The organism is Staphylococcus sp. HMSC063F05, from assembly GCF_001837075.1.
GTDB lineage: Bacteria > Bacillota > Bacilli > Staphylococcales > Staphylococcaceae > Staphylococcus > Staphylococcus epidermidis.
In genome coordinates this window covers 47382-66540 of sequence record NZ_KV831308.1, presented here as the reverse complement: position 1 = coordinate 66540, position 19159 = coordinate 47382, and the positions used below count along the sequence as shown (strand labels likewise).

The 19159-nt window shown below is 33.6% G+C and carries 20 protein-coding genes and 1 other annotated feature; of the genes, 19 read left to right on the top strand and 1 reads right to left on the bottom strand.

Annotated elements, in window-relative coordinates; all coding sequences use genetic code 11:
• Positions 1 to 196: 196 nt before the first annotated feature.
• A complete protein-coding gene (locus HMPREF2576_RS00995; protein WP_002438658.1) occupies positions 197 to 1411 on the bottom strand; it encodes a NupC/NupG family nucleoside CNT transporter in 1215 nt (404 codons plus the stop codon).
• A gap of 156 nt (positions 1412 to 1567) precedes the next feature.
• Between HMPREF2576_RS00995 and HMPREF2576_RS00990 the strand changes: the two genes are divergently transcribed.
• From HMPREF2576_RS00990 to rplJ, 19 genes are all read left to right on the top strand, one after another.
• Positions 1568 to 2029, top strand: coding sequence for a CtsR family transcriptional regulator (locus HMPREF2576_RS00990; RefSeq protein WP_001832288.1), 462 nt, complete (start codon positions 1568 to 1570; stop codon positions 2027 to 2029).
• 20 nt (positions 2030 to 2049) lie between these two features.
• The gene (locus tag HMPREF2576_RS00985; RefSeq protein ID WP_002469112.1) at positions 2050 to 2613 is read left to right on the top strand and encodes a UvrB/UvrC motif-containing protein; all 564 of its coding nucleotides are present in this window, start codon (positions 2050 to 2052) and stop codon (positions 2611 to 2613) included.
• Complete coding sequence (locus HMPREF2576_RS00980) at positions 2603 to 3610, top strand: protein arginine kinase (RefSeq protein WP_002438663.1); 1008 nt, start codon at positions 2603 to 2605, stop codon at positions 3608 to 3610. Before HMPREF2576_RS00985 ends, HMPREF2576_RS00980 begins: the two co-directional genes overlap by 11 nt.
• Before the next feature lie 13 nt (positions 3611 to 3623).
• Positions 3624 to 6077: an ATP-dependent Clp protease ATP-binding subunit gene (locus tag HMPREF2576_RS00975; protein ID WP_070856573.1), complete on the top strand. Its 2454-nt coding sequence runs from the start codon at positions 3624 to 3626 to the stop codon at positions 6075 to 6077.
• Between the two features lie 490 nt (positions 6078 to 6567).
• Positions 6568 to 7941: a DNA repair protein RadA gene (gene radA / locus HMPREF2576_RS00970; protein WP_002438664.1), complete on the top strand. Its 1374-nt coding sequence runs from the start codon at positions 6568 to 6570 to the stop codon at positions 7939 to 7941.
• A 53-nt stretch (positions 7942 to 7994) separates the two neighbouring features.
• A complete protein-coding gene (locus HMPREF2576_RS00965; RefSeq protein ID WP_001832313.1) occupies positions 7995 to 9053 on the top strand; it encodes a PIN/TRAM domain-containing protein in 1059 nt (352 codons plus the stop codon).
• A 409-nt stretch (positions 9054 to 9462) separates the two neighbouring features.
• Positions 9463 to 10917, top strand: coding sequence for a glutamate--tRNA ligase (gene gltX, locus HMPREF2576_RS00960; RefSeq protein ID WP_002438667.1), 1455 nt, complete (start codon positions 9463 to 9465; stop codon positions 10915 to 10917).
• Positions 10918 to 11301: 384 nt separating this feature from the next.
• Entirely contained in the window at positions 11302 to 11931 is a 630-nt protein-coding gene (gene cysE / locus HMPREF2576_RS00955; RefSeq protein ID WP_002438669.1) for a serine O-acetyltransferase, read from the top strand.
• Positions 11915 to 13315 carry a cysteine--tRNA ligase gene (gene cysS / locus HMPREF2576_RS00950; protein ID WP_002470429.1) on the top strand — a complete coding sequence of 467 codons (1401 nt, stop codon included), beginning with the start codon at positions 11915 to 11917 and terminating at the stop codon, positions 13313 to 13315. The genes cysE and cysS overlap by 17 nt, the downstream gene beginning before the upstream one ends.
• 4 nt (positions 13316 to 13319) lie before the next feature.
• Positions 13320 to 13706: a Mini-ribonuclease 3 gene (locus tag HMPREF2576_RS00945; RefSeq protein WP_002469321.1), complete on the top strand. Its 387-nt coding sequence runs from the start codon at positions 13320 to 13322 to the stop codon at positions 13704 to 13706.
• Between the two features lie 7 nt (positions 13707 to 13713).
• On the top strand, positions 13714 to 14463 hold the full coding sequence (gene rlmB, locus HMPREF2576_RS00940) for a 23S rRNA (guanosine(2251)-2'-O)-methyltransferase RlmB (protein WP_002494715.1): 750 nt from the start codon (positions 13714 to 13716) through the stop codon (positions 14461 to 14463).
• Positions 14460 to 14987, top strand: coding sequence for an NYN domain-containing protein (locus HMPREF2576_RS00935; protein ID WP_001832317.1), 528 nt, complete (start codon positions 14460 to 14462; stop codon positions 14985 to 14987). Before rlmB ends, HMPREF2576_RS00935 begins: the two co-directional genes overlap by 4 nt.
• 69 nt (positions 14988 to 15056) lie before the next feature.
• Positions 15057 to 15632: a sigma-70 family RNA polymerase sigma factor gene (locus HMPREF2576_RS00930; protein WP_002445734.1), complete on the top strand. Its 576-nt coding sequence runs from the start codon at positions 15057 to 15059 to the stop codon at positions 15630 to 15632.
• A 123-nt stretch (positions 15633 to 15755) separates the two neighbouring features.
• Positions 15756 to 15899, top strand: a complete 144-nt coding sequence (gene rpmG / locus HMPREF2576_RS00925) for a 50S ribosomal protein L33 (RefSeq protein ID WP_001832285.1) — start codon at positions 15756 to 15758, stop codon at positions 15897 to 15899.
• Between the two features lie 62 nt (positions 15900 to 15961).
• Positions 15962 to 16144 carry a preprotein translocase subunit SecE gene (gene secE, locus HMPREF2576_RS00920; protein ID WP_002438679.1) on the top strand — a complete coding sequence of 61 codons (183 nt, stop codon included), beginning with the start codon at positions 15962 to 15964 and terminating at the stop codon, positions 16142 to 16144.
• 10 nt (positions 16145 to 16154) lie between these two features.
• Positions 16155 to 16703, top strand: a complete 549-nt coding sequence (gene nusG, locus HMPREF2576_RS00915; protein ID WP_001832303.1) for a transcription termination/antitermination protein NusG — start codon at positions 16155 to 16157, stop codon at positions 16701 to 16703.
• Positions 16704 to 17034: 331 nt separating this feature from the next.
• A complete protein-coding gene (gene rplK, locus HMPREF2576_RS00910) occupies positions 17035 to 17457 on the top strand; it encodes a 50S ribosomal protein L11 (RefSeq protein WP_001832298.1) in 423 nt (140 codons plus the stop codon).
• Between the two features lie 212 nt (positions 17458 to 17669).
• Positions 17670 to 18365, top strand: coding sequence for a 50S ribosomal protein L1 (gene rplA / locus HMPREF2576_RS00905; RefSeq protein ID WP_001832314.1), 696 nt, complete (start codon positions 17670 to 17672; stop codon positions 18363 to 18365).
• An 87-nt stretch (positions 18366 to 18452) separates the two neighbouring features.
• Positions 18453 to 18600: a sequence feature (ribosomal protein L10 leader region), on the top strand.
• A 39-nt stretch (positions 18601 to 18639) separates the two neighbouring features.
• Positions 18640 to 19140, top strand: a complete 501-nt coding sequence (gene rplJ, locus HMPREF2576_RS00900) for a 50S ribosomal protein L10 (protein WP_002470425.1) — start codon at positions 18640 to 18642, stop codon at positions 19138 to 19140.
• Positions 19141 to 19159: the final 19 nt, after the last annotated feature.

Below are 19159 nucleotides of genomic sequence, written 5' to 3'. Positions count from 1 at the left end.
TAATTATAAGTACTTGACTAATCGTAGGAAAGAGGCTGGGACAAACACAGGCTTTTTCAATACATTGGCAGATTGAGTGTCATTGAAGAAGCTCGAAATTTAGAAAAATGTATTTTTGATGAGTGAACATTTACGATTTGAATTAAAATAAAAGCAAGAGAAACAAAAACGTTACTCTTGCTTAAATCTACGTATGTTAGATAAAGAATCCTGCAATAGCCGCTGATATAAACGAAACAAGTGTTGCACCAAATAATAATTTTATTCCGAAACGAGCAACAACGTCACCTTTTTCATCATTCAATGATTTAATAGCTCCTGAAATAATACCAATTGAACTAAAGTTTGCGAATGATACTAAGAAGACAGAGGTAATTCCTTTAGCATGTTCCGATAATCCAGTCGCTTTACCTAAATCTTGCATTGCTACAAATTCATTAGATAGTAATTTTGTAGCCATTACTGAACCAGATTGAACTGCATCTTGCCACGGTATTCCAGTTAGGAAAGCGAAAGGTGCAAAAATAAATCCAATAAGCGTTTGGAAGTTCCATTGAATAGCACCACCAGACATAAAGCTTAAGATTCCACTCACCATTCCATTTAATAAAGCAATAATTGCAATATAACCTATCAGCATAGCGCCTACAATAACTGCTACTTTAAATCCATCTAGTATATACTCCCCAAGCATTTCAAAGAAAGATTGTTTTTTTGTTTCGTTCTCATCAATTAATAATTTGTCGTCTTCCTCATTGACTTTATAAGGATTAATGATAGATGCAATGATAAAACCACCAAACAAGTTAAGCACTACTGCAGTAACAACATATTTTGGTTCAATAAGTGTAAAATAAGCGCCTATAATTGATGCTGATACCGTTGACATCGCTGAAGCAGTTAATGTATATAAGCGTTGTTTAGGTATGTAAGGTAATTGTTTTTTTAATGAGATAAAGACTTCAGATTGTCCTAGAATTGCTGCCGCGACCGCATTGTAAGATTCTAAACGGCCCATTCCATTAATTTTTGAAATTAAAAATCCCAGTAAGTTAATAATTAGTGGAAGTATTCGTGTATATTGTAATATACCAATCAATGCTGAAATAAAAACAATAGGTAACAAAACGCTAAAGAAGAATGGTGGTTGTTTAGGATCAATAAATTTAAAGCCACCAAATACAAAATTGACACCGACCGCTGCTTTAGCTAATAAATAATTAAAACCATCTGAAATACTCCCAATAACTGAAATTCCCAAATTAGTTTTAAGTAATATAAATGCAAATATTAGTTGAATTACTAATAGCAATCCAACATATCGCCAGCGAATATTTTTTCTGTCTGAACTAAATAAAACTGCGAGTGCTAAAAAGAAAATGATTCCTAATATCCCAATCACAATATGCATATTTCTTCATTCCTTTAAATTTTTTCTATTTTCTATCATACAACAAAATGAACACGCTAACATCATTAATTTGAAATTTTAAAATCAAATTGGTTGAAAAAGGTCAAAGATGGTCATATAATATAGTCAAAGAAGGTCAAAAAAGAGGTGATATCTATGCACAATATGTCCGACATCATAGAACAATACATTAAGCGGTTATTTGAAGAAGCAGATGAAGATGTTGTAGAAATACAACGCGCTCATATTGCTCAACGTTTCGATTGTGTTCCTTCTCAACTTAACTATGTTATTAAGACACGTTTTACTAATGAACATGGTTATGAAATAGAAAGTAAACGTGGTGGCGGTGGTTACATTCGAATCACTAAAATTGAAAATAAAGATGCTACAGGTTATATTAATCACTTACTACAATTAATAGGTCCATCTATTTCTCAACAACAAGGGTATTATGTCATAGATGGTTTGTTAGATAAAGGTTTGATCAATGAAAGAGAAGCTAAAATGATACAGACCATTATTGATAGAGAAACTTTAAAAATGGATGTTGTTGCACGCGATATTATTAGAGCTAATATCTTAAAACGATTACTACCAGTTATTAATTATTACTAGGTTAGGTGAGGTGTTTAAAATTGCTTTGTGAAAATTGCCATTTTAATGAAGCGGAAGTTAAACTTACTGTTAAAGGTATAGATAGTACGCATGAAAAATGGGTATGTTCAGTATGTGCCCAAGGAGAAAACCCCTGGTTACATTCTAACGATGATAATACGTATCATACACACCAAGACGATATAGAAGAAGCATTTGTAGTGAAACAGATACTTCAACACCTTGCTGCAAAACATGGTATTAATTTTCATGAGATGGCATTTAAAGAAGAAAAAAAATGCCCAACGTGTCAGATGACACTTAAGGATATTGCACATGTTGGTAAGCTTGGGTGTGCTGATTGTTATGCTACGTTTAAAGAAGACATCATTGATATAGTTCAACGTGTTCAAGGTGGTCAATTTGAACATGTAGGAAAAACACCACAATCATCGTATAAGAAACTTGCAATAAAAAAGCAAATTGAAGAAAAATCAAAATATCTAAATAAATTGATAGATGGTCAAGAGTTTGAAGAGGCAGCGATTGTTCGTGATGAAATTAAAGCTTTAAAAAGTGAGAGCGAGGTGTCTCATGATGAGTAATATCCATACTAATATTAGTGAGTGGATGAAGATGTCTGAGGAGACACCTGTTATTATTTCTTCCAGAATTCGATTAGCTAGAAATCTTGAAAACCATGTCCACCCACTTATGTTCCCTTCAGAGCAAGAAGGATATCGAGTGATAAATGAAGTTCAAGATGCGCTTTCCAACTTAACTTTAAATCGATTAGATACGATGGATCAACAAAGTAAAATGAAATTGGTTGCGAAACATCTTGTGAGTCCTGAACTAGTGAAACAACCTGCTTCAGCAGTAATGTTAAATGATGATGAATCGGTAAGTGTTATGATAAACGAAGAAGATCATATACGAATACAGGCTCTAGGAACTGATTTATCGCTAAAGGATTTATATCAACGCGCTTCTAAAATTGATGATGAATTAGATAAAGCGTTAGACATTAGTTATGATGAGCATTTAGGATATTTAACTACCTGTCCTACTAATATTGGTACAGGAATGCGTGCAAGTGTGATGTTACATTTACCTGGACTCTCCATTATGAAAAGAATGAACAGAATTGCACAAACAATTAATCGTTTTGGATTTACAATTCGAGGTATATACGGAGAAGGGTCACAAGTATATGGTCACATTTATCAGGTTTCAAACCAACTTACACTAGGGAAAACAGAAGAAGACATTATCGATAACTTAACTGAAGTTGTAAATCAAATTATAAATGAAGAAAAGCAAATAAGAGAAAGACTTGATAAACACAATTCTGTAGAGACACTGGATAGAGTTTATCGATCATTAGGTGTACTACAAAACAGTAGAATTATTTCTATGGAAGAAGCCTCATATCGTTTGAGCGAAGTGAAACTAGGTATTGATTTGAATTATATTTTGCTTGAAAATTTTAAATTTAATGAATTAATGGTAGCAATACAGTCACCATTTTTAATAGATGACGATGATAATAGAACAGTAAATGAAAAAAGAGCTGATTTATTAAGAGAACATATAAAATAGGAGGTATTTATACATGTTATTTGGTAGATTGACAGAGCGTGCACAACGTGTGTTGTCACATGCACAAGAGGAAGCAATTCGTTTGAACCATTCTAATATTGGAACAGAACATCTTTTGCTTGGTTTAATGAAAGAGCCAGAAGGTATAGCAGCAAAGGTATTAGAAAGTTTTAATATTACTGAAGATAAAGTCATCGAAGAAGTTGAAAAACTTATCGGTCACGGTCAAGAGCAAATGGGCACACTACATTATACACCGAGAGCAAAAAAAGTAATTGAACTGTCTATGGATGAAGCTCGAAAGCTACATCATAACTTTGTAGGAACAGAGCATATACTATTAGGTTTAATTAGAGAAAATGAAGGTGTTGCAGCACGTGTATTTGCAAACCTAGATTTAAATATTACTAAAGCACGTGCCCAAGTTGTAAAAGCTTTAGGAAGTCCAGAAATGAGTAATAAAAATGCGCAAGCTAATAAGTCTAATAACACGCCTACTTTAGATGGATTAGCTAGAGATTTAACTGTTATTGCTAAAGATGGAACGTTAGATCCAGTCGTAGGACGAGATAAAGAAATTACTCGTGTAATTGAAGTTTTAAGTCGTCGTACTAAAAATAATCCTGTGCTAATTGGTGAACCCGGTGTTGGTAAAACAGCAATTGCTGAAGGGCTTGCGCAAGCAATTGTTAAAAATGAAGTACCAGAAACTTTAAAAGACAAACGTGTAATGTCATTAGATATGGGTACAGTCGTAGCTGGCACTAAATATCGTGGTGAATTTGAAGAAAGATTGAAAAAAGTTATGGAGGAAATCCATCAAGCTGGTAATGTTATTCTATTTATCGATGAACTTCATACTTTAGTTGGCGCTGGTGGCGCAGAAGGAGCAATTGATGCATCTAATATTTTAAAACCTGCTTTAGCTCGTGGAGAATTGCAATGTATAGGTGCCACAACATTAGATGAATATCGTAAAAATATAGAAAAAGACGCTGCATTAGAACGTCGTTTTCAACCAATTCAAGTGGATGAACCTACAGTTGAAGACACGATTGAAATCTTAAAAGGATTACGTGACCGTTATGAGGCTCATCACAGAATTAATATCTCAGATGAAGCTTTAGAAGCGGCTGCTAAATTGAGTGATCGCTATGTTTCAGATCGTTTCTTGCCAGATAAAGCCATTGACTTAATTGATGAGGCAAGTTCAAAAGTTAGACTTAAAAGTCATACAACGCCAAGTAATTTAAAAGAGATTGAACAAGAAATTGATAAAGTAAAAAATGAAAAAGATGCTGCAGTTCATGCTCAAGAATTTGAAAATGCCGCTAATTTAAGAGATAAGCAATCTAAACTTGAAAAGCAATATGAAGATGCTAAAAATGAATGGAAAAATGCACAAGGTGGTTTAGATACTGCCTTATCTGAAGAAAATATCGCTGAAGTAATAGCTGGTTGGACAGGTATTCCTTTAACTAAAATTAATGAAACTGAATCAGATCGTTTATTGAATCTTGAAGATACACTTCATAAACGTGTCATTGGACAAAACGATGCTGTCAATTCAATTAGTAAAGCTGTTAGAAGAGCTCGTGCTGGTCTTAAAGATCCAAAACGTCCAATCGGTAGTTTTATTTTCTTAGGACCTACAGGTGTGGGTAAAACTGAATTGGCTCGTGCTTTAGCTGAATCTATGTTTGGTGAAGACGATGCAATGATTCGCGTAGATATGAGTGAATTTATGGAGAAACATGCTGTCAGTCGATTAGTTGGTGCACCTCCAGGATATGTAGGACATGATGACGGCGGTCAATTGACTGAAAAAGTTAGACGTAAACCATACTCTGTGATTTTATTTGATGAAATTGAGAAAGCACATCCTGACGTATTTAATATTCTTCTACAAGTTTTAGATGATGGTCATTTAACAGATACTAAAGGTCGTACTGTGGACTTCCGTAATACTGTGATTATTATGACTTCTAATGTGGGAGCTCAAGAATTACAGGACCAACGCTTTGCTGGTTTTGGAGGTGCTTCAGAAGGTAGTGACTACGAAACTGTCAGAAAAACAATGATGAAAGAATTAAAAAATTCATTCCGACCAGAATTCTTAAACCGTGTTGATGACATTATTGTCTTCCACAAACTTACAAAAGATGAATTAAAAGAAATTGTTACAATGATGGTAAATAAACTTACTCACCGTCTTTCAGAGCAAAATATTAATATTGTTGTTACTGATAAAGCGAAAGAAAAAATTGCAGAAGAAGGATATGATCCTGAATATGGTGCTAGACCACTCATTAGAGCAATTCAAAAAACGGTTGAAGATAATTTAAGCGAATTGATTTTAGATGGAAATAAAATTGAAGGTAAAGAAGTAACAATTGATCATGATGGTAAAGAATTTAAGTATGATATTCATGAAATTACAGCTAAAAAAGAAACAACAGAATCATAATTAAATTATTATAACTTTAATTTCGCATATTGAGTTACTACAATTATAACGTTAAATATTAAATTAAGAAGAGTGAGATAGAAAGCGTAAGTAATTCGCTGTCTCACTTGGTAATGAGGACTAGAGTTGAAAATTGAGATTAGCCCAAGTTCAACTCGGTTGTCAATTGCCAATAAATAAAATGCCTGGGACAATCATTGTCTCAGGCATTTTCTATACTAAGATAATCACTTAAATATATAATAATAAACAATGAATGAGGTAAATCAATTTAAAATTTTACTTATATTTTTGCTGAATCATCATTAGTATAATTGCCAGAATGTTTAAACAGATAAGCATATGATGAATGTTATAGGTTCATTATAGAAATATTATGAAAGGGTTATAGACTTATAAGTGTTATCAACATCATTATTTAATTTTAATTTGTCAGATTCAACTTGTCAGTTTAAAATAGATTTGTTCATATTAAATCGGAGGTGTCTCAATGGCCAAGAAAAAAGTAATATTCGAATGTATGGCATGTGGCTATCAATCTCCTAAGTGGATGGGCAAGTGCCCTAACTGCGGTGCGTGGAATCAAATGGAAGAAATAGTAGAAAAGGTTGCTCATCCTAAACATGGTGTAAAAACAAAAGAAACAGCAGGTAAGGTACAAAAGTTAAATAGTGTTAAGCATGAAGCTACCCCTAGATTACTTACAGAATCAAAGGAATTTAACCGTGTTTTAGGTGGAGGTATTGTAAGTGGTTCGTTAGTACTAATAGGTGGAGACCCAGGTATTGGTAAGTCGACTTTATTGCTACAAATTTGTGCTGCGCTGTCACAAAATAAGAATGTTTTATATATTACTGGTGAGGAATCTATTAATCAAACTAAGTTGCGCGCTGATCGTTTAGAAGAAGATTCTAGTCATCTTAATGTTTTAGCTGAAACTGATTTAGAAGTGATACATCAAACTGTAAAAGAAGAGAGACCTGACTTACTTGTTGTTGATTCGATTCAAACAATCTATCATCCGGAAATTAGTTCCGCACCTGGATCGGTATCACAAGTAAGAGAGAGTACGCAGAGTTTAATGAACATTGCTAAACAAATGAATATTGCCACATTTATTGTGGGACACGTAACAAAAGAAGGACAAATCGCCGGACCAAGATTATTGGAACATATGGTTGATACAGTTCTTTATTTTGAAGGAGATGAGCATCACGCATATCGTATCCTTAGAGCAGTAAAAAATAGATTTGGTTCTACAAATGAGATGGGGATTTTCGAAATGAAGCAAAGTGGATTAAAAGGTGTACTTAATCCTTCTGAAATGTTTTTAGAAGAACGTTCTACAAATGTTCCGGGCTCTACAATCGTCCCCACTATGGAAGGAACAAGACCACTACTCATTGAAGTCCAAGCGCTTGTTACACCAACAACATTTAATAATCCTAGACGAATGGCTACAGGTATAGATCATAATCGATTAAGTTTACTTATGGCGGTTCTAGAAAAAAAGGAAAACTATTTACTCCAACAACAAGATGCCTATATTAAAGTAGCAGGTGGCGTCAAATTAACAGAACCTGCTGTTGATTTAAGCATTATTGTTGCGACAGCTTCAAGTTTTAAAGATCAAGCTGTTGATGGATTAGATTGTTTTGTGGGTGAAGTTGGATTAACAGGTGAAGTACGCAGAGTATCTCGCATAGAGCAACGTGTTCAAGAAGCGGCCAAACTAGGGTTTAAAAGAGCTATTATTCCACAGACAAATATTGGAGGTTGGACATTCCCAGAAGGCATCCAAGTCGTTGGTGTTTCATCAGTACATGAAGCTTTGAAATATGCATTACATTCAAAACAGCGATAAGCCATATTGTTAAGCCATACTAGGATATAACATCAATGGAAGGAGGCTATAAATTGAATATAACAAAAGCAATTGTTGTAGCAATCTATATCATTGTTGGTGCAGCACTTGGTGTTATAATTATACCCGAAGTTGTTACAGATCTTGGCATTCATCACCATGCGGTTATCACTAATTATTATGTAGATGGTTTCATAGGGATCATTATATTTTTTATAATATTTGGATTGTTCATTAATAAAGTAACATATGCTTTTAAACAATTTGAACAATTAATCATGAGACGTAGTGCGGTAGAAATATTATTTGCTACAATTGGTTTAATTATTGGTTTATTTATTTCAGTGATGGTTTCTTTTATCTTAGAAATGATAGGTAATTCCATATTAAATCACTTTGTACCTATGATAATCACTATTATTTTATGTTATTTAGGGTTTCAATTTGGTCTGAAAAAAAGAGATGAAATGCTTATGTTTTTACCAGAGAATATGGCACGTTCCATGTCTAATAATATACGAAGAGCGACACCTAAGATTGTAGATACAAGTGCCATTATCGATGGAAGGATATTAGATATTATACGTTGCGGATTTATCGATGGTGATATATTGATACCACAAGGCGTTATAAATGAATTACAGGTTATAGCGGATGCTAAAGATAGCGTGAAACGTGAAAAAGGTCAAAGAGGATTAGATATTTTGAATCAACTTTATGATTTAGATTATCCTACACGCGTTATACATCCAACTCAATCCCATAGTGATATAGATACATTATTAATTAAATTAGCACAACAGTATCATGCACATGTGATTACGACTGATTTTAATTTAAATAAAGTATGTCACGTTCAAGGAATTACAGCACTCAACGTTAATGATTTATCGGAAGCAATCAAACCTAATGTACATCAAGGCGACCAGTTAAGTATTTTATTAACGAAGATAGGTAAAGAGCCAGGACAAGGCGTAGGATATTTAGATGATGGTACAATGGTGGTTGTTGATAACGCGAAGAGTTACATTGGTCAACAAGTTAATTTAGAGGTCGTAAGTTTGTTACAAACATCATCAGGAAGAATTGTTTTTGCGAAATTTGTTGACTGAAATTTTATAGATTATCTCTGTTAGAATAAGGGTTTCATGTGAAACGTATCGTACGAATTTAGGTACTATATTTAAGTGGAATATTTCAAATTGATTTTATTTAACAAGGTTATGCATATTAAACATGTGACTTATCAAAGAGTCCTTTAAGTGCTACAATATTATTGAAATATTAGGTGGATTAGAATATTCAATATTTAATCAAGTTATTCATCAAGGTATACTTTAGGGTATCTTTATCGTTTGAATAACTTTTTTAAAATTAAACCACTTACAATAAACTACCGCATTTATTTGCATATTTTGATAGTGGTCATAGTTATCATTTTACTGATGTATAATTTGCAAAGTATTTTAATTAATATTTGGCTATTTATTATCCACACAATTAATAGTAGGAGTGAAAATAATGAGTGAACGTATCAGAGTAAGATATGCGCCAAGTCCAACAGGATATTTGCATATTGGTAATGCAAGAACAGCATTATTCAATTATTTATTTGCTAAACATTATAATGGTGATTTTGTTGTTCGCATCGAAGATACAGATAGTAAACGTAATTTAGAAGATGGTGAATCTTCACAATTCGATAATCTAAAATGGTTAGGTTTGGATTGGGATGAATCTGTCGATAAAGATAAAGGTTTTGGACCTTATCGTCAATCTGAACGTGCAGAAATCTATAATCCACTAATTCAACAGCTATTAGAGGAAGACAAAGCATATAAATGTTATATGACTGAAGAAGAGTTAGAAGCAGAGCGTGAAGCTCAAATTGCTCGTGGAGAGATGCCAAGATATGGTGGACAACATGCGCACTTAACAGAAGAACAGCGTCAACAGTACGAAGCGGAAGGGCGTAAACCATCAATTCGTTTCCGTGTGCCTAAAGATCAAACATATACTTTCAATGACATGGTTAAAGGAGAAATTTCCTTTGAATCTGACAATATCGGAGACTGGGTAATTGTAAAAAAAGATGGTGTTCCGACTTATAATTTTGCAGTTGCCGTAGATGATCATTATATGCAAATATCAGATGTTATACGTGGTGATGACCATGTTTCAAATACACCTAAGCAGTTAATGATATATGAAGCATTTGGATGGGAAGCACCTCGTTTTGGTCATATGTCACTCATTGTTAATGAAGAGCGTAAAAAATTAAGCAAGCGAGATGGTCAAATCCTACAATTTATCGAGCAATATCGTGACTTAGGATATCTTCCAGAAGCATTATTTAACTTTATTACATTGTTAGGTTGGTCACCTGAAGGTGAAGAGGAAATCTTTTCTAAAGAAGAATTTATAAAGATTTTTGATGAAAAACGCTTGTCTAAGTCTCCAGCTATGTTCGATAGACAAAAACTTGCTTGGGTTAACAATCAGTATATGAAAACAAAAGATACAGAAACAGTATTCGAACTTGCATTACCTCATTTAATCAAGGCTAATCTTATACCTGAAAACCCATCAGAAAAGGATAGAGAATGGGGACGTAAATTAATAGCGTTGTATCAAAAAGAAATGAGTTACGCTGGTGAAATTGTTCCATTATCAGAAATGTTCTTCCATGAAATGCCGGAACTTGGAAAAGATGAACAAGAGGTATTACAAGGAGAACAAGTGCCAGAACTAATGAACCATTTATATGGTAAATTAGAATCTTTAGAATCGTTTGAGGCAACTGAAATTAAGAAAATGATTAAAGAAGTTCAAAAAGAAACTGGTATTAAAGGTAAACAATTATTTATGCCTATTCGTGTTGCTGTTACTGGACAAATGCATGGTCCTGAATTACCTAACACAATTGAAGTATTAGGCAAAGATAAAGTATTGTCACGCTTAAAAAACCTTGTTTAAATAAATATTAAGTCATAAAGTGTTTACGACTTGAAATTTTACAAGTGACAACATATGATTATAAATATAAAGTGATTCAAAGGATTAGTAGTTAAATGTTTATGTGTCAGAGAGTGTGCGGTAGCTGTGAGCACATCATAAATATTAATGAATGCACCTTTGTTAATAAAAATAAATAATTGAGATGAGAATAGTAATAAATCAAATATGAGTATTGCTATTAAATGAAGAGTGGAACCGTGCGAGAGCGCCTCTAGCAACAAATGTTAGAGGTGCTCTTTTCATATTTTTAAACTTATGATACCGATGATATTCCGCATAGTGATTTAAACGTGTTGAAATTAATTTGATTAGACTGAGGGGGAGACGTTCGTGTTAAAAAGAATGAGAGACGATATAAAGATGGTGTTTGAACAGGATCCTGCAGCGCGCTCGACTTTAGAAGTAATAACTACTTACGCTGGATTACATGCAGTTTGGAGTCACTTAATTGCCCATAAATTATATAAAAATAGACGCTATGTAGCAGCCAGAATGATTTCTCAACTATCACGTTTTTTTACCGGAATTGAAATACATCCAGGTGCAAAAATCGGTAAGCGTTTATTTATCGACCATGGCATGGGTGTAGTTATTGGAGAAACATGTACAATTGGTGATAATGTTACTATTTATCAAGGAGTTACTTTAGGTGGTACAGGCAAAGAAAAAGGAAAACGCCATCCTGATATTGGTGATAATGTTTTGATAGCAGCTGGATCTAAGATATTAGGTAATATAAAAATTGAATCAAATGTGAATATTGGAGCTAATTCCGTAGTATTACAGTCTGTTCCTAGTTATACAACTGTAGTAGGTATACCAGGTCACATTGTTAAACAAGAAGGTAGACGTATTGGTAAAACATTTGATCACCGTAACTTACCTGATCCACTTTACGAACAAATTAAACACTTAGAAAGACAGCTTGAAAAAGCTAAGAATGGAGAGATTCAAGATGATTACATTATATAATACCTTAACACGTCGGAAAGAGACGTTTGAGCCCATTGAACCAGGTAAGGTCAAAATGTATGTATGTGGGCCAACAGTTTACAATTATATTCATATTGGAAATGCACGACCAGCTATTAATTATGATGTAGTCAGAAGATATTTCGAATATAAGGGATATGAAGTCATCTATGTTTCTAATTTCACAGACGTTGATGATAAACTCATTAATCGCTCTAAAGAACTTAATGAAAGTGTTCCTGAAATTGCTGAAAAGTATATTAAAGCTTTTTATGAGGACGTTGGTGCTTTGAATGTGAAAAAGGCTACATCTAATCCGCGTGTGATGCATCATATGGGTGAAATTATTGATTTTATTAAAGAATTAGTAGATGAAGGTTATGCATATGAAAGTGACGGTGATGTCTATTTTAGAACACGTCAATTTGATGGATATGGTAAATTAAGTCATCAATCATTAGATGATTTGAAAGTTGGCGCTCGTATTGAAGCTGGAGAACAAAAAGAAGATGCGCTAGATTTTACTTTATGGAAGAAAGCTAAACCAGGTGAAATTAGTTGGAATAGTCCATTTGGTAAAGGTAGACCAGGTTGGCACATTGAATGTTCAGTAATGGCTTATCATGAACTAGGGTCTACAATAGATATTCACGCAGGTGGTTCAGATTTACAATTTCCGCATCATGAAAATGAAATTGCTCAATCAGAGGCTCATAATCATGCACCTTTCGCAAATTATTGGATGCATAATGGTTTTATTAATATTGATAATGAGAAAATGAGTAAGTCTCTAGGAAATTTCATTTTAGTTCACGATATCATTAAAGAAGTCGATCCAGACGTATTACGATTCTTTATGATTAGTGTGCATTATCGTAGCCCAATAAACTACAATTTAGAATTAGTAGGTGCGGCGCGAAGTGGTCTTGAACGTATACGTAATAGCTACAAGTTAATTGAGGAAAGAGAACAAATTGCCTCAGATTTGGAAGAACAATCAGAATATATACAACATATAGATAAAATACTAAATCAATTTGAAACGGTAATGGATGATGACTTTAATACTGCTAATGCAGTAACTGCATGGTATGACTTAGCTAAACTTGCAAATAAATATGTATTAGAAAATACAACTTCAACAAAAGTTTTAAATAGATTTAAAGAAGTGTACAGCATTTTTAGTGACGTCCTTGGTGTACCACTTAAGAGTAAAGAAACTGAAGAGTTACTAGATGAAGACATTGAACAATTGATTGAGGAGCGTAATGAAGCACGTAAAAATAAAGATTTCGCTCGAGCAGATGAAATTAGAGATATGTTAAAAGCACGTCATATCATTTTAGAAGATACCCCCCAAGGTGTAAGATTTAAACGTGGCTAAACATATGAACGTAAAACTTCTTAATCCTTTAACATTGGCATATATGGGTGATGCAGTACTTGATCAACATGTGCGTGAATATATCGTGCTAAAATTACAAAGTAAACCTCATCGTTTGCACCAAGTATCGAAAAGTTACGTTTCAGCGAAAAGTCAAGCTAAGACTTTAGAGTATTTGTTAGATATTGACTGGTTTACAGAGGAAGAGCTAAGTGTTTTAAAACGAGGACGTAACGCTAAAAGTTATACAAAAGCTAAAAATACTGACATTCAAACTTATCGTAAAAGTTCAGCGTTAGAAGCTGTTATCGGATTTTTATATTTAGACCATCAATCAGAACGATTAGAAAACTTATTAGAAACAATTGTTAGGATAGTGGATGAAAGGTAGTGTGAATGTGGAAGATATAGTGATAGTAGGTAGACACGCAGTTAAAGAAGCAATTATATCAGGTCACGCCATAAATAAGATTTTGATTCAAGACGGTATAAAAAAGCAACAAATTAACGACATTTTAAAAAATGCAAAATCACAAAAATTAATTGTACAAACGGTACCAAAATCTAAATTAGATTTTTTAGCAAATGCACCTCACCAGGGTGTGGCTGCTTTAGTAGCCCCATATGAATATGCAAACTTCGATGAATTTTTACAAAAACAAAAGAAAAAAGCCCGTTATTCAACTGTTATCATTTTAGATGGTTTAGAAGACCCGCATAATCTTGGCTCTATATTAAGAACAGCAGATGCTTCTGGTGTTGATGCGGTTATTATACCTAAAAGACGATCAGTTGCGCTAACACAGACCGTTGCAAAAGCTTCTACAGGAGCGATTCAGCATGTTCCGGTTATAAGGGTTACTAATCTTTCGAAAACTATCGACGAATTAAAAGACAACGGCTTTTGGATTGCGGGGACAGAAGCTAATAATGCAACGGATTATAGAGATTTACAAGCAGATATGTCACTAGGTATTGTAATAGGTAGTGAGGGGCAAGGTATGAGTCGTTTAGTGAGTGATAAGTGTGATTTTCATATTAAGATTCCAATGGTTGGACATGTCAATAGCTTGAACGCGTCTGTGGCTGCAAGTTTAATGATGTATGAAGTATATCGTAAACGTCATCAGTTAGAGGAAAAGTCATGAAGAAAAGATACTTAATTATAGATGGTTACAATATGATTGGCCAATCCTCAACACTTAGCACTGTTGCTAAAGAGAATTTAGAAGAAGCTAGAGAGCAATTATTAGACACAATTGCCAACTACAATGCATTAATAGCAGATGAAATTGTCTGTGTATTTGATGCCTATGAACAGTCAGGGATAGAAAGGGAATACTTCTATCATGGTGTCAAAACAATCTTTACTAAAGAAAAAGAAACTGCAGATAGTTTTATAGAACGCTACGTGTATGAATTATATAATAAACACACGACACACATTACCGTTGTAACAAGTGATATGAGTGAACAACATGCTATTTTTGGTTCAGGTGCATATCGTATTTCTTCAAGAGAAATGTGGCGTGAATTAAAAGAAAATGAGGTTGTTGTTAACAAGTCACTTGATGATTTTAGCGAAAAGAAACCAAGAATTAGAATTCCGTTATCTAATGAGATACTTGAAGAATTTGAAAAGATTAGACGTGGCAATCAGAAAAAAGACTAATTTTGCTCTGTTGTGATTTTAGATAGATTTCATATAAACTAATTTCAACTTACTCGAAAGGTTAGATATATGAATCTGAATAAACAGCAACATGAATATACAGCACTGTGTCTATCGCAAACAGAAAATAAATCTTCTGAAGAACTATTTGAGTCTTTAATAGAAGAGCTAAAGCCACTGATTTACAATAAAATAAGGTATATCTCCCATAATAAGTATGACATTGAAGACATGTATCAAGAGATTGTTATTAAATTCTACCGTGCCTTGCAAAAATTCGACTATCAACAAGGTGTACCAATAGAACACTATATTTATTTTTTAATTCGTTCGGTTAAATATGACTATCTTAGAAAAGTAAAAGCGAATTATAAACGTCAACCTCTACTTGTTAATGAATACATTGTTGAATATAACGCTACTTTGGCATTAAACGATATAGAAAGATCGATAATTAGAAAAGAATTAACATTAGCTTTTAAAAGAAGCGAAGTCAAACTCAGTCGAATGGAAAGACGTATCATTCGATTACTACTTAATGATTACAAGCCAAAGGAGATTGCTATGGTTTTAAATTTGGAATCCAAAGTTGTTTATAATGCGATTCAACGTAGTAAATGTAAACTTAAAAGAAGTTTTGAATAAGAAAATAATATGCAAATAGTATACTGTATGGTGAGGAAATTATAGCGTGGCGCATAAGTTTGACATTTAATACAATACTTATGTATAGTATATTGGTATTATAATGAGTAAAGGTGAATAATTGTGAAGAAAGTACCTTTGAATTGTGAGAATTGTGGCAATCGGAATTACAATGTTCCTAAAAAGGAAGGCTCAGCAACGAGACTTACTTTAAAAAAATACTGTCCAAGATGTAACGCGCATACAGTTCATAAAGAATCGAAATAAGATGATATCAATTAATTGAGTATGACTTTCATTAGAAAGTTATAGAGTGTGGAGGTCTTATGATGGCTAAAAAAGAAAGTTTCTTTAAAGGCGTTAAGTCAGAAATGGAAAAGACGAGTTGGCCAACTAAGGAAGAATTATTTAAATATACAATAATAGTTGTATCAACAGTGATATTCTTCTTAGTCTTTTTCTATGCCTTAGACATAGGAATTAATGCATTAAAACAATTATTTTTAGGTTAGGAGTGAAGACATGTCTGAAGAAGTAGGCGCTAAGCGTTGGTATGCTGTACATACCTATTCAGGATATGAAAATAAAGTTAAAAAGAATTTAGAAAAAAGAGTAGAATCTATGAATATGACTGAACAAATTTTTAGAGTTGTCATACCAGAAGAGGAAGAAACTCAAGTTAAGGATGGGAAAGCTAAAAAGCTTGTGAAGAAAACATTTCCTGGATATGTATTAGTTGAGTTAATCATGACAGATGAGTCGTGGTATGTAGTTAGAAATACTCCTGGAGTAACAGGATTTGTCGGATCTGCAGGTGCAGGATCAAAACCTAACCCTCTACTTCCTGAAGAAGTACGCTTCATTCTTAAGCAAATGGGTCTTAAAGAGAAAACAATAGATGTTGAACTCGATGTTGGGGAACAAGTTCGTATCCAATCAGGTCCTTTTGCTAATCAAATTGGAGAAGTACAAGAGATTGAAGCGGATAAATTCAAGCTTACTGTACTTGTTGATATGTTTGGTCGTGAAACACCTGTAGAAGTTGAATTTGACCAAATTGAAAAATTATAAAACTATTTTGTTTAAATTCACTCAAAACACATTTGAATAGATTTAAGAAAGATATTCATTAAAAGAAAATAGAATTATAAGTTAGAAAAGTATATTCCTTTATTTATAAGTGATGGATGTACATAAACAAGCGTTATGAATGTATAAAATAAAACAAATAATAATAGCGTAGTTAGCAAAGTTGAAATTTTACTATTGATTTTTTATCAATATGAGTGTTAAAATAATGTGGTCGCGCTTTTATAGCGCTCATTTCGTCACGAAATGTTTAAGAGTGGGAGGGCAAAACTAAGCCCTGTGACCACATCACGATATCAAGGAGGTGCACATCGTGGCTAAAAAAGTAGAAAAAGTAGTTAAATTGCAAATTCCTGCAGGTAAAGCGAATCCAGCACCACCAGTTGGTCCAGCATTAGGTCAAGCAGGTGTGAACATTATGGGATTCTGTAAAGAATTCAATGCTCGTACGCAAGAACAAGCAGGTTTAATCATTCCGGTAGAAATCAGTGTTTATGAAGACCGTTCATTTACATTCATTACAAAAACTCCACCGGCTCCAGTACTACTTAAAAAAGCAGCTGGTGTTGAAAAAGGTTCTGGTGAACCTAATAAAACTAAAGTTGCAACAGTAACTAAAGATCAAGTACGCGAAATTGCTCAAACAAAAATGCAAGACTTAAATGCTGCAGACGAAGAAGCGGCAATGCGTATTATTGAAGGTACTGCACGTAGCATGGGTATCACTGTACAATAATAAAGCGAAACTTTTTAAATTAATTTGAAATAAACTTAATTTAGACGATAAAAAGCAGGTAACAGATAGGGTATACAATGAATATTGTCTATTGGTTTGTTAACATTGCAAATTAGTGATGTTAACGTTCATCTGTTATCTGCTCTTAACTTGCAAGGCGCAAGTGAATGTGGGAGGAAATTCCGCTAAAACCACTAAAGGAGGAACTATAAATGGCTAAAAAAGGTAAAAAGTATCAAGAAGCAGCTAGTAAAGTTGACCGCACTCAATACTATAGTGTTGAAGAAGCAATCAAATTAGCTAAAGAAACTAGCGTTGCTAATTTCGACGCTTCTGTTGAAGTTGCATTCCGTTTAGGAATTGATACACGTAAAAATGACCAACAAATCCGTGGTGCAGTAGTATTACCACACGGTACTGGTAAATCACAACGTGTACTCGTTTTCGCTAAAGGCGATAAAATCACTGAAGCTGAAGAAGCAGGTGCAGATTATGTAGGTGAAGCAGATTACGTACAAAAAATCCAACAAGGTTGGTTTGATTTCGACGTAGTTGTAGCTACACCTGATATGATGGGTGAAGTTGGTAAACTTGGTCGAGTATTAGGACCTAAAGGTTTAATGCCTAACCCTAAAACTGGCACTGTAACAATGGATGTTAAAAAAGCAGTTGAAGAAATCAAAGCTGGTAAGGTAGAATACCGTGCTGAAAAAGCAGGTATTGTACATGCATCAATTGGTAAAGTGTCATTCGATGAAGAAAAATTAGTTGATAACTTCAGAACTTTACAAGATGTATTAGCGAAAGCTAAACCAGCTTCTGCTAAAGGTACTTACTTCAAATCTGTTGCTGTTACAACAACAATGGGTCCTGGAGTAAAAGTTGATACTTCATCTTTCAAACTATAAATTTTAAATAGAAAACAAATTACAGACTAACTATTGATTTTAGTCTGTAATTTTTTGTTGACTTTTTATACTAAAGCAGTTATATTAATACTTGTGATTATTTTACCTAAGACAGTAGGAGTTATTAATAACTTAAAACAGTATCCTACCGAGGCTAAAATTGACTTGAACGTGATGATTAATGATCTTTCAAGCACTTTTTGCCGTGGGTAGAAAGTGCTTTTTTTATTGTGATTAAAAAAAGCACCCAATAAATTTAAATGGAGGTGTCTGAATGTCTGCTATCATTGAAGCAAAAAAACAACAAGTCGATACTATCGCTGAACAACTTAAAAATTCAGTTTCAACAGTTATCGTTGACTACCGTGGTTTAACTGTAGCAGAAGTTACTGAATTACGTTCACAATTACGTGAAGCAGGTGTTGAGTATAAAGTATACAAAAACACTATGGTTCGTCGTGCTGCTGAAAAAGCAGGTATCGAAGGCTTGGATGAATTCTTAACAGGTCCTACAGCAATCGCAACTTCTACTGAAGATGTTGTTGCACCAGCAAAAGTTATTGCAGGATTTGCAAAAGAACATGAAGCTTTAGAAGTTAAAACAGGCGTTATGGAAGGTAACGTTATCTCTGCTGAAGAAGTTAAAACAGTTGGTTCATTACCTTCACACGATGGTCTTGTATCTATGCTTTTATCTGTATTACAAGCACCTGTACGCAACTTCGCTTATGCAGTTAAAGCTGTTGGAGAACAAAAAGAAGAAAGCGCTGAATAATTGCGCATAAAAATTAAAT

Coding starts and splice junctions, on each gene's coding strand:
- HMPREF2576_RS00935 (WP_001832317.1), top strand. CDS start 14,460: ATGAAGAAAAGATACTTAATTATAGATGGTTACAATATGATTGGCCAA.
- HMPREF2576_RS00930 (WP_002445734.1), top strand. CDS start 15,057: ATGAATCTGAATAAACAGCAACATGAATATACAGCACTGTGTCTATCG.
- HMPREF2576_RS00990 (WP_001832288.1), top strand. CDS start 1,568: ATGCACAATATGTCCGACATCATAGAACAATACATTAAGCGGTTATTT.
- HMPREF2576_RS00980 (WP_002438663.1), top strand. CDS start 2,603: ATGATGAGTAATATCCATACTAATATTAGTGAGTGGATGAAGATGTCT.
- gltX (WP_002438667.1), top strand. CDS start 9,463: ATGAGTGAACGTATCAGAGTAAGATATGCGCCAAGTCCAACAGGATAT.
- secE (WP_002438679.1), top strand. CDS start 15,962: ATGGCTAAAAAAGAAAGTTTCTTTAAAGGCGTTAAGTCAGAAATGGAA.
- HMPREF2576_RS00995 (WP_002438658.1), bottom strand. CDS start 1,411: ATGCATATTGTGATTGGGATATTAGGAATCATTTTCTTTTTAGCACTC.
- radA (WP_002438664.1), top strand. CDS start 6,568: ATGGCCAAGAAAAAAGTAATATTCGAATGTATGGCATGTGGCTATCAA.
- rplJ (WP_002470425.1), top strand. CDS start 18,640: ATGTCTGCTATCATTGAAGCAAAAAAACAACAAGTCGATACTATCGCT.
- nusG (WP_001832303.1), top strand. CDS start 16,155: ATGTCTGAAGAAGTAGGCGCTAAGCGTTGGTATGCTGTACATACCTAT.
- HMPREF2576_RS00945 (WP_002469321.1), top strand. CDS start 13,320: ATGAACGTAAAACTTCTTAATCCTTTAACATTGGCATATATGGGTGAT.
- rplA (WP_001832314.1), top strand. CDS start 17,670: ATGGCTAAAAAAGGTAAAAAGTATCAAGAAGCAGCTAGTAAAGTTGAC.
- cysE (WP_002438669.1), top strand. CDS start 11,302: ATGAGAGACGATATAAAGATGGTGTTTGAACAGGATCCTGCAGCGCGC.
- cysS (WP_002470429.1), top strand. CDS start 11,915: ATGATTACATTATATAATACCTTAACACGTCGGAAAGAGACGTTTGAG.
- HMPREF2576_RS00975 (WP_070856573.1), top strand. CDS start 3,624: ATGTTATTTGGTAGATTGACAGAGCGTGCACAACGTGTGTTGTCACAT.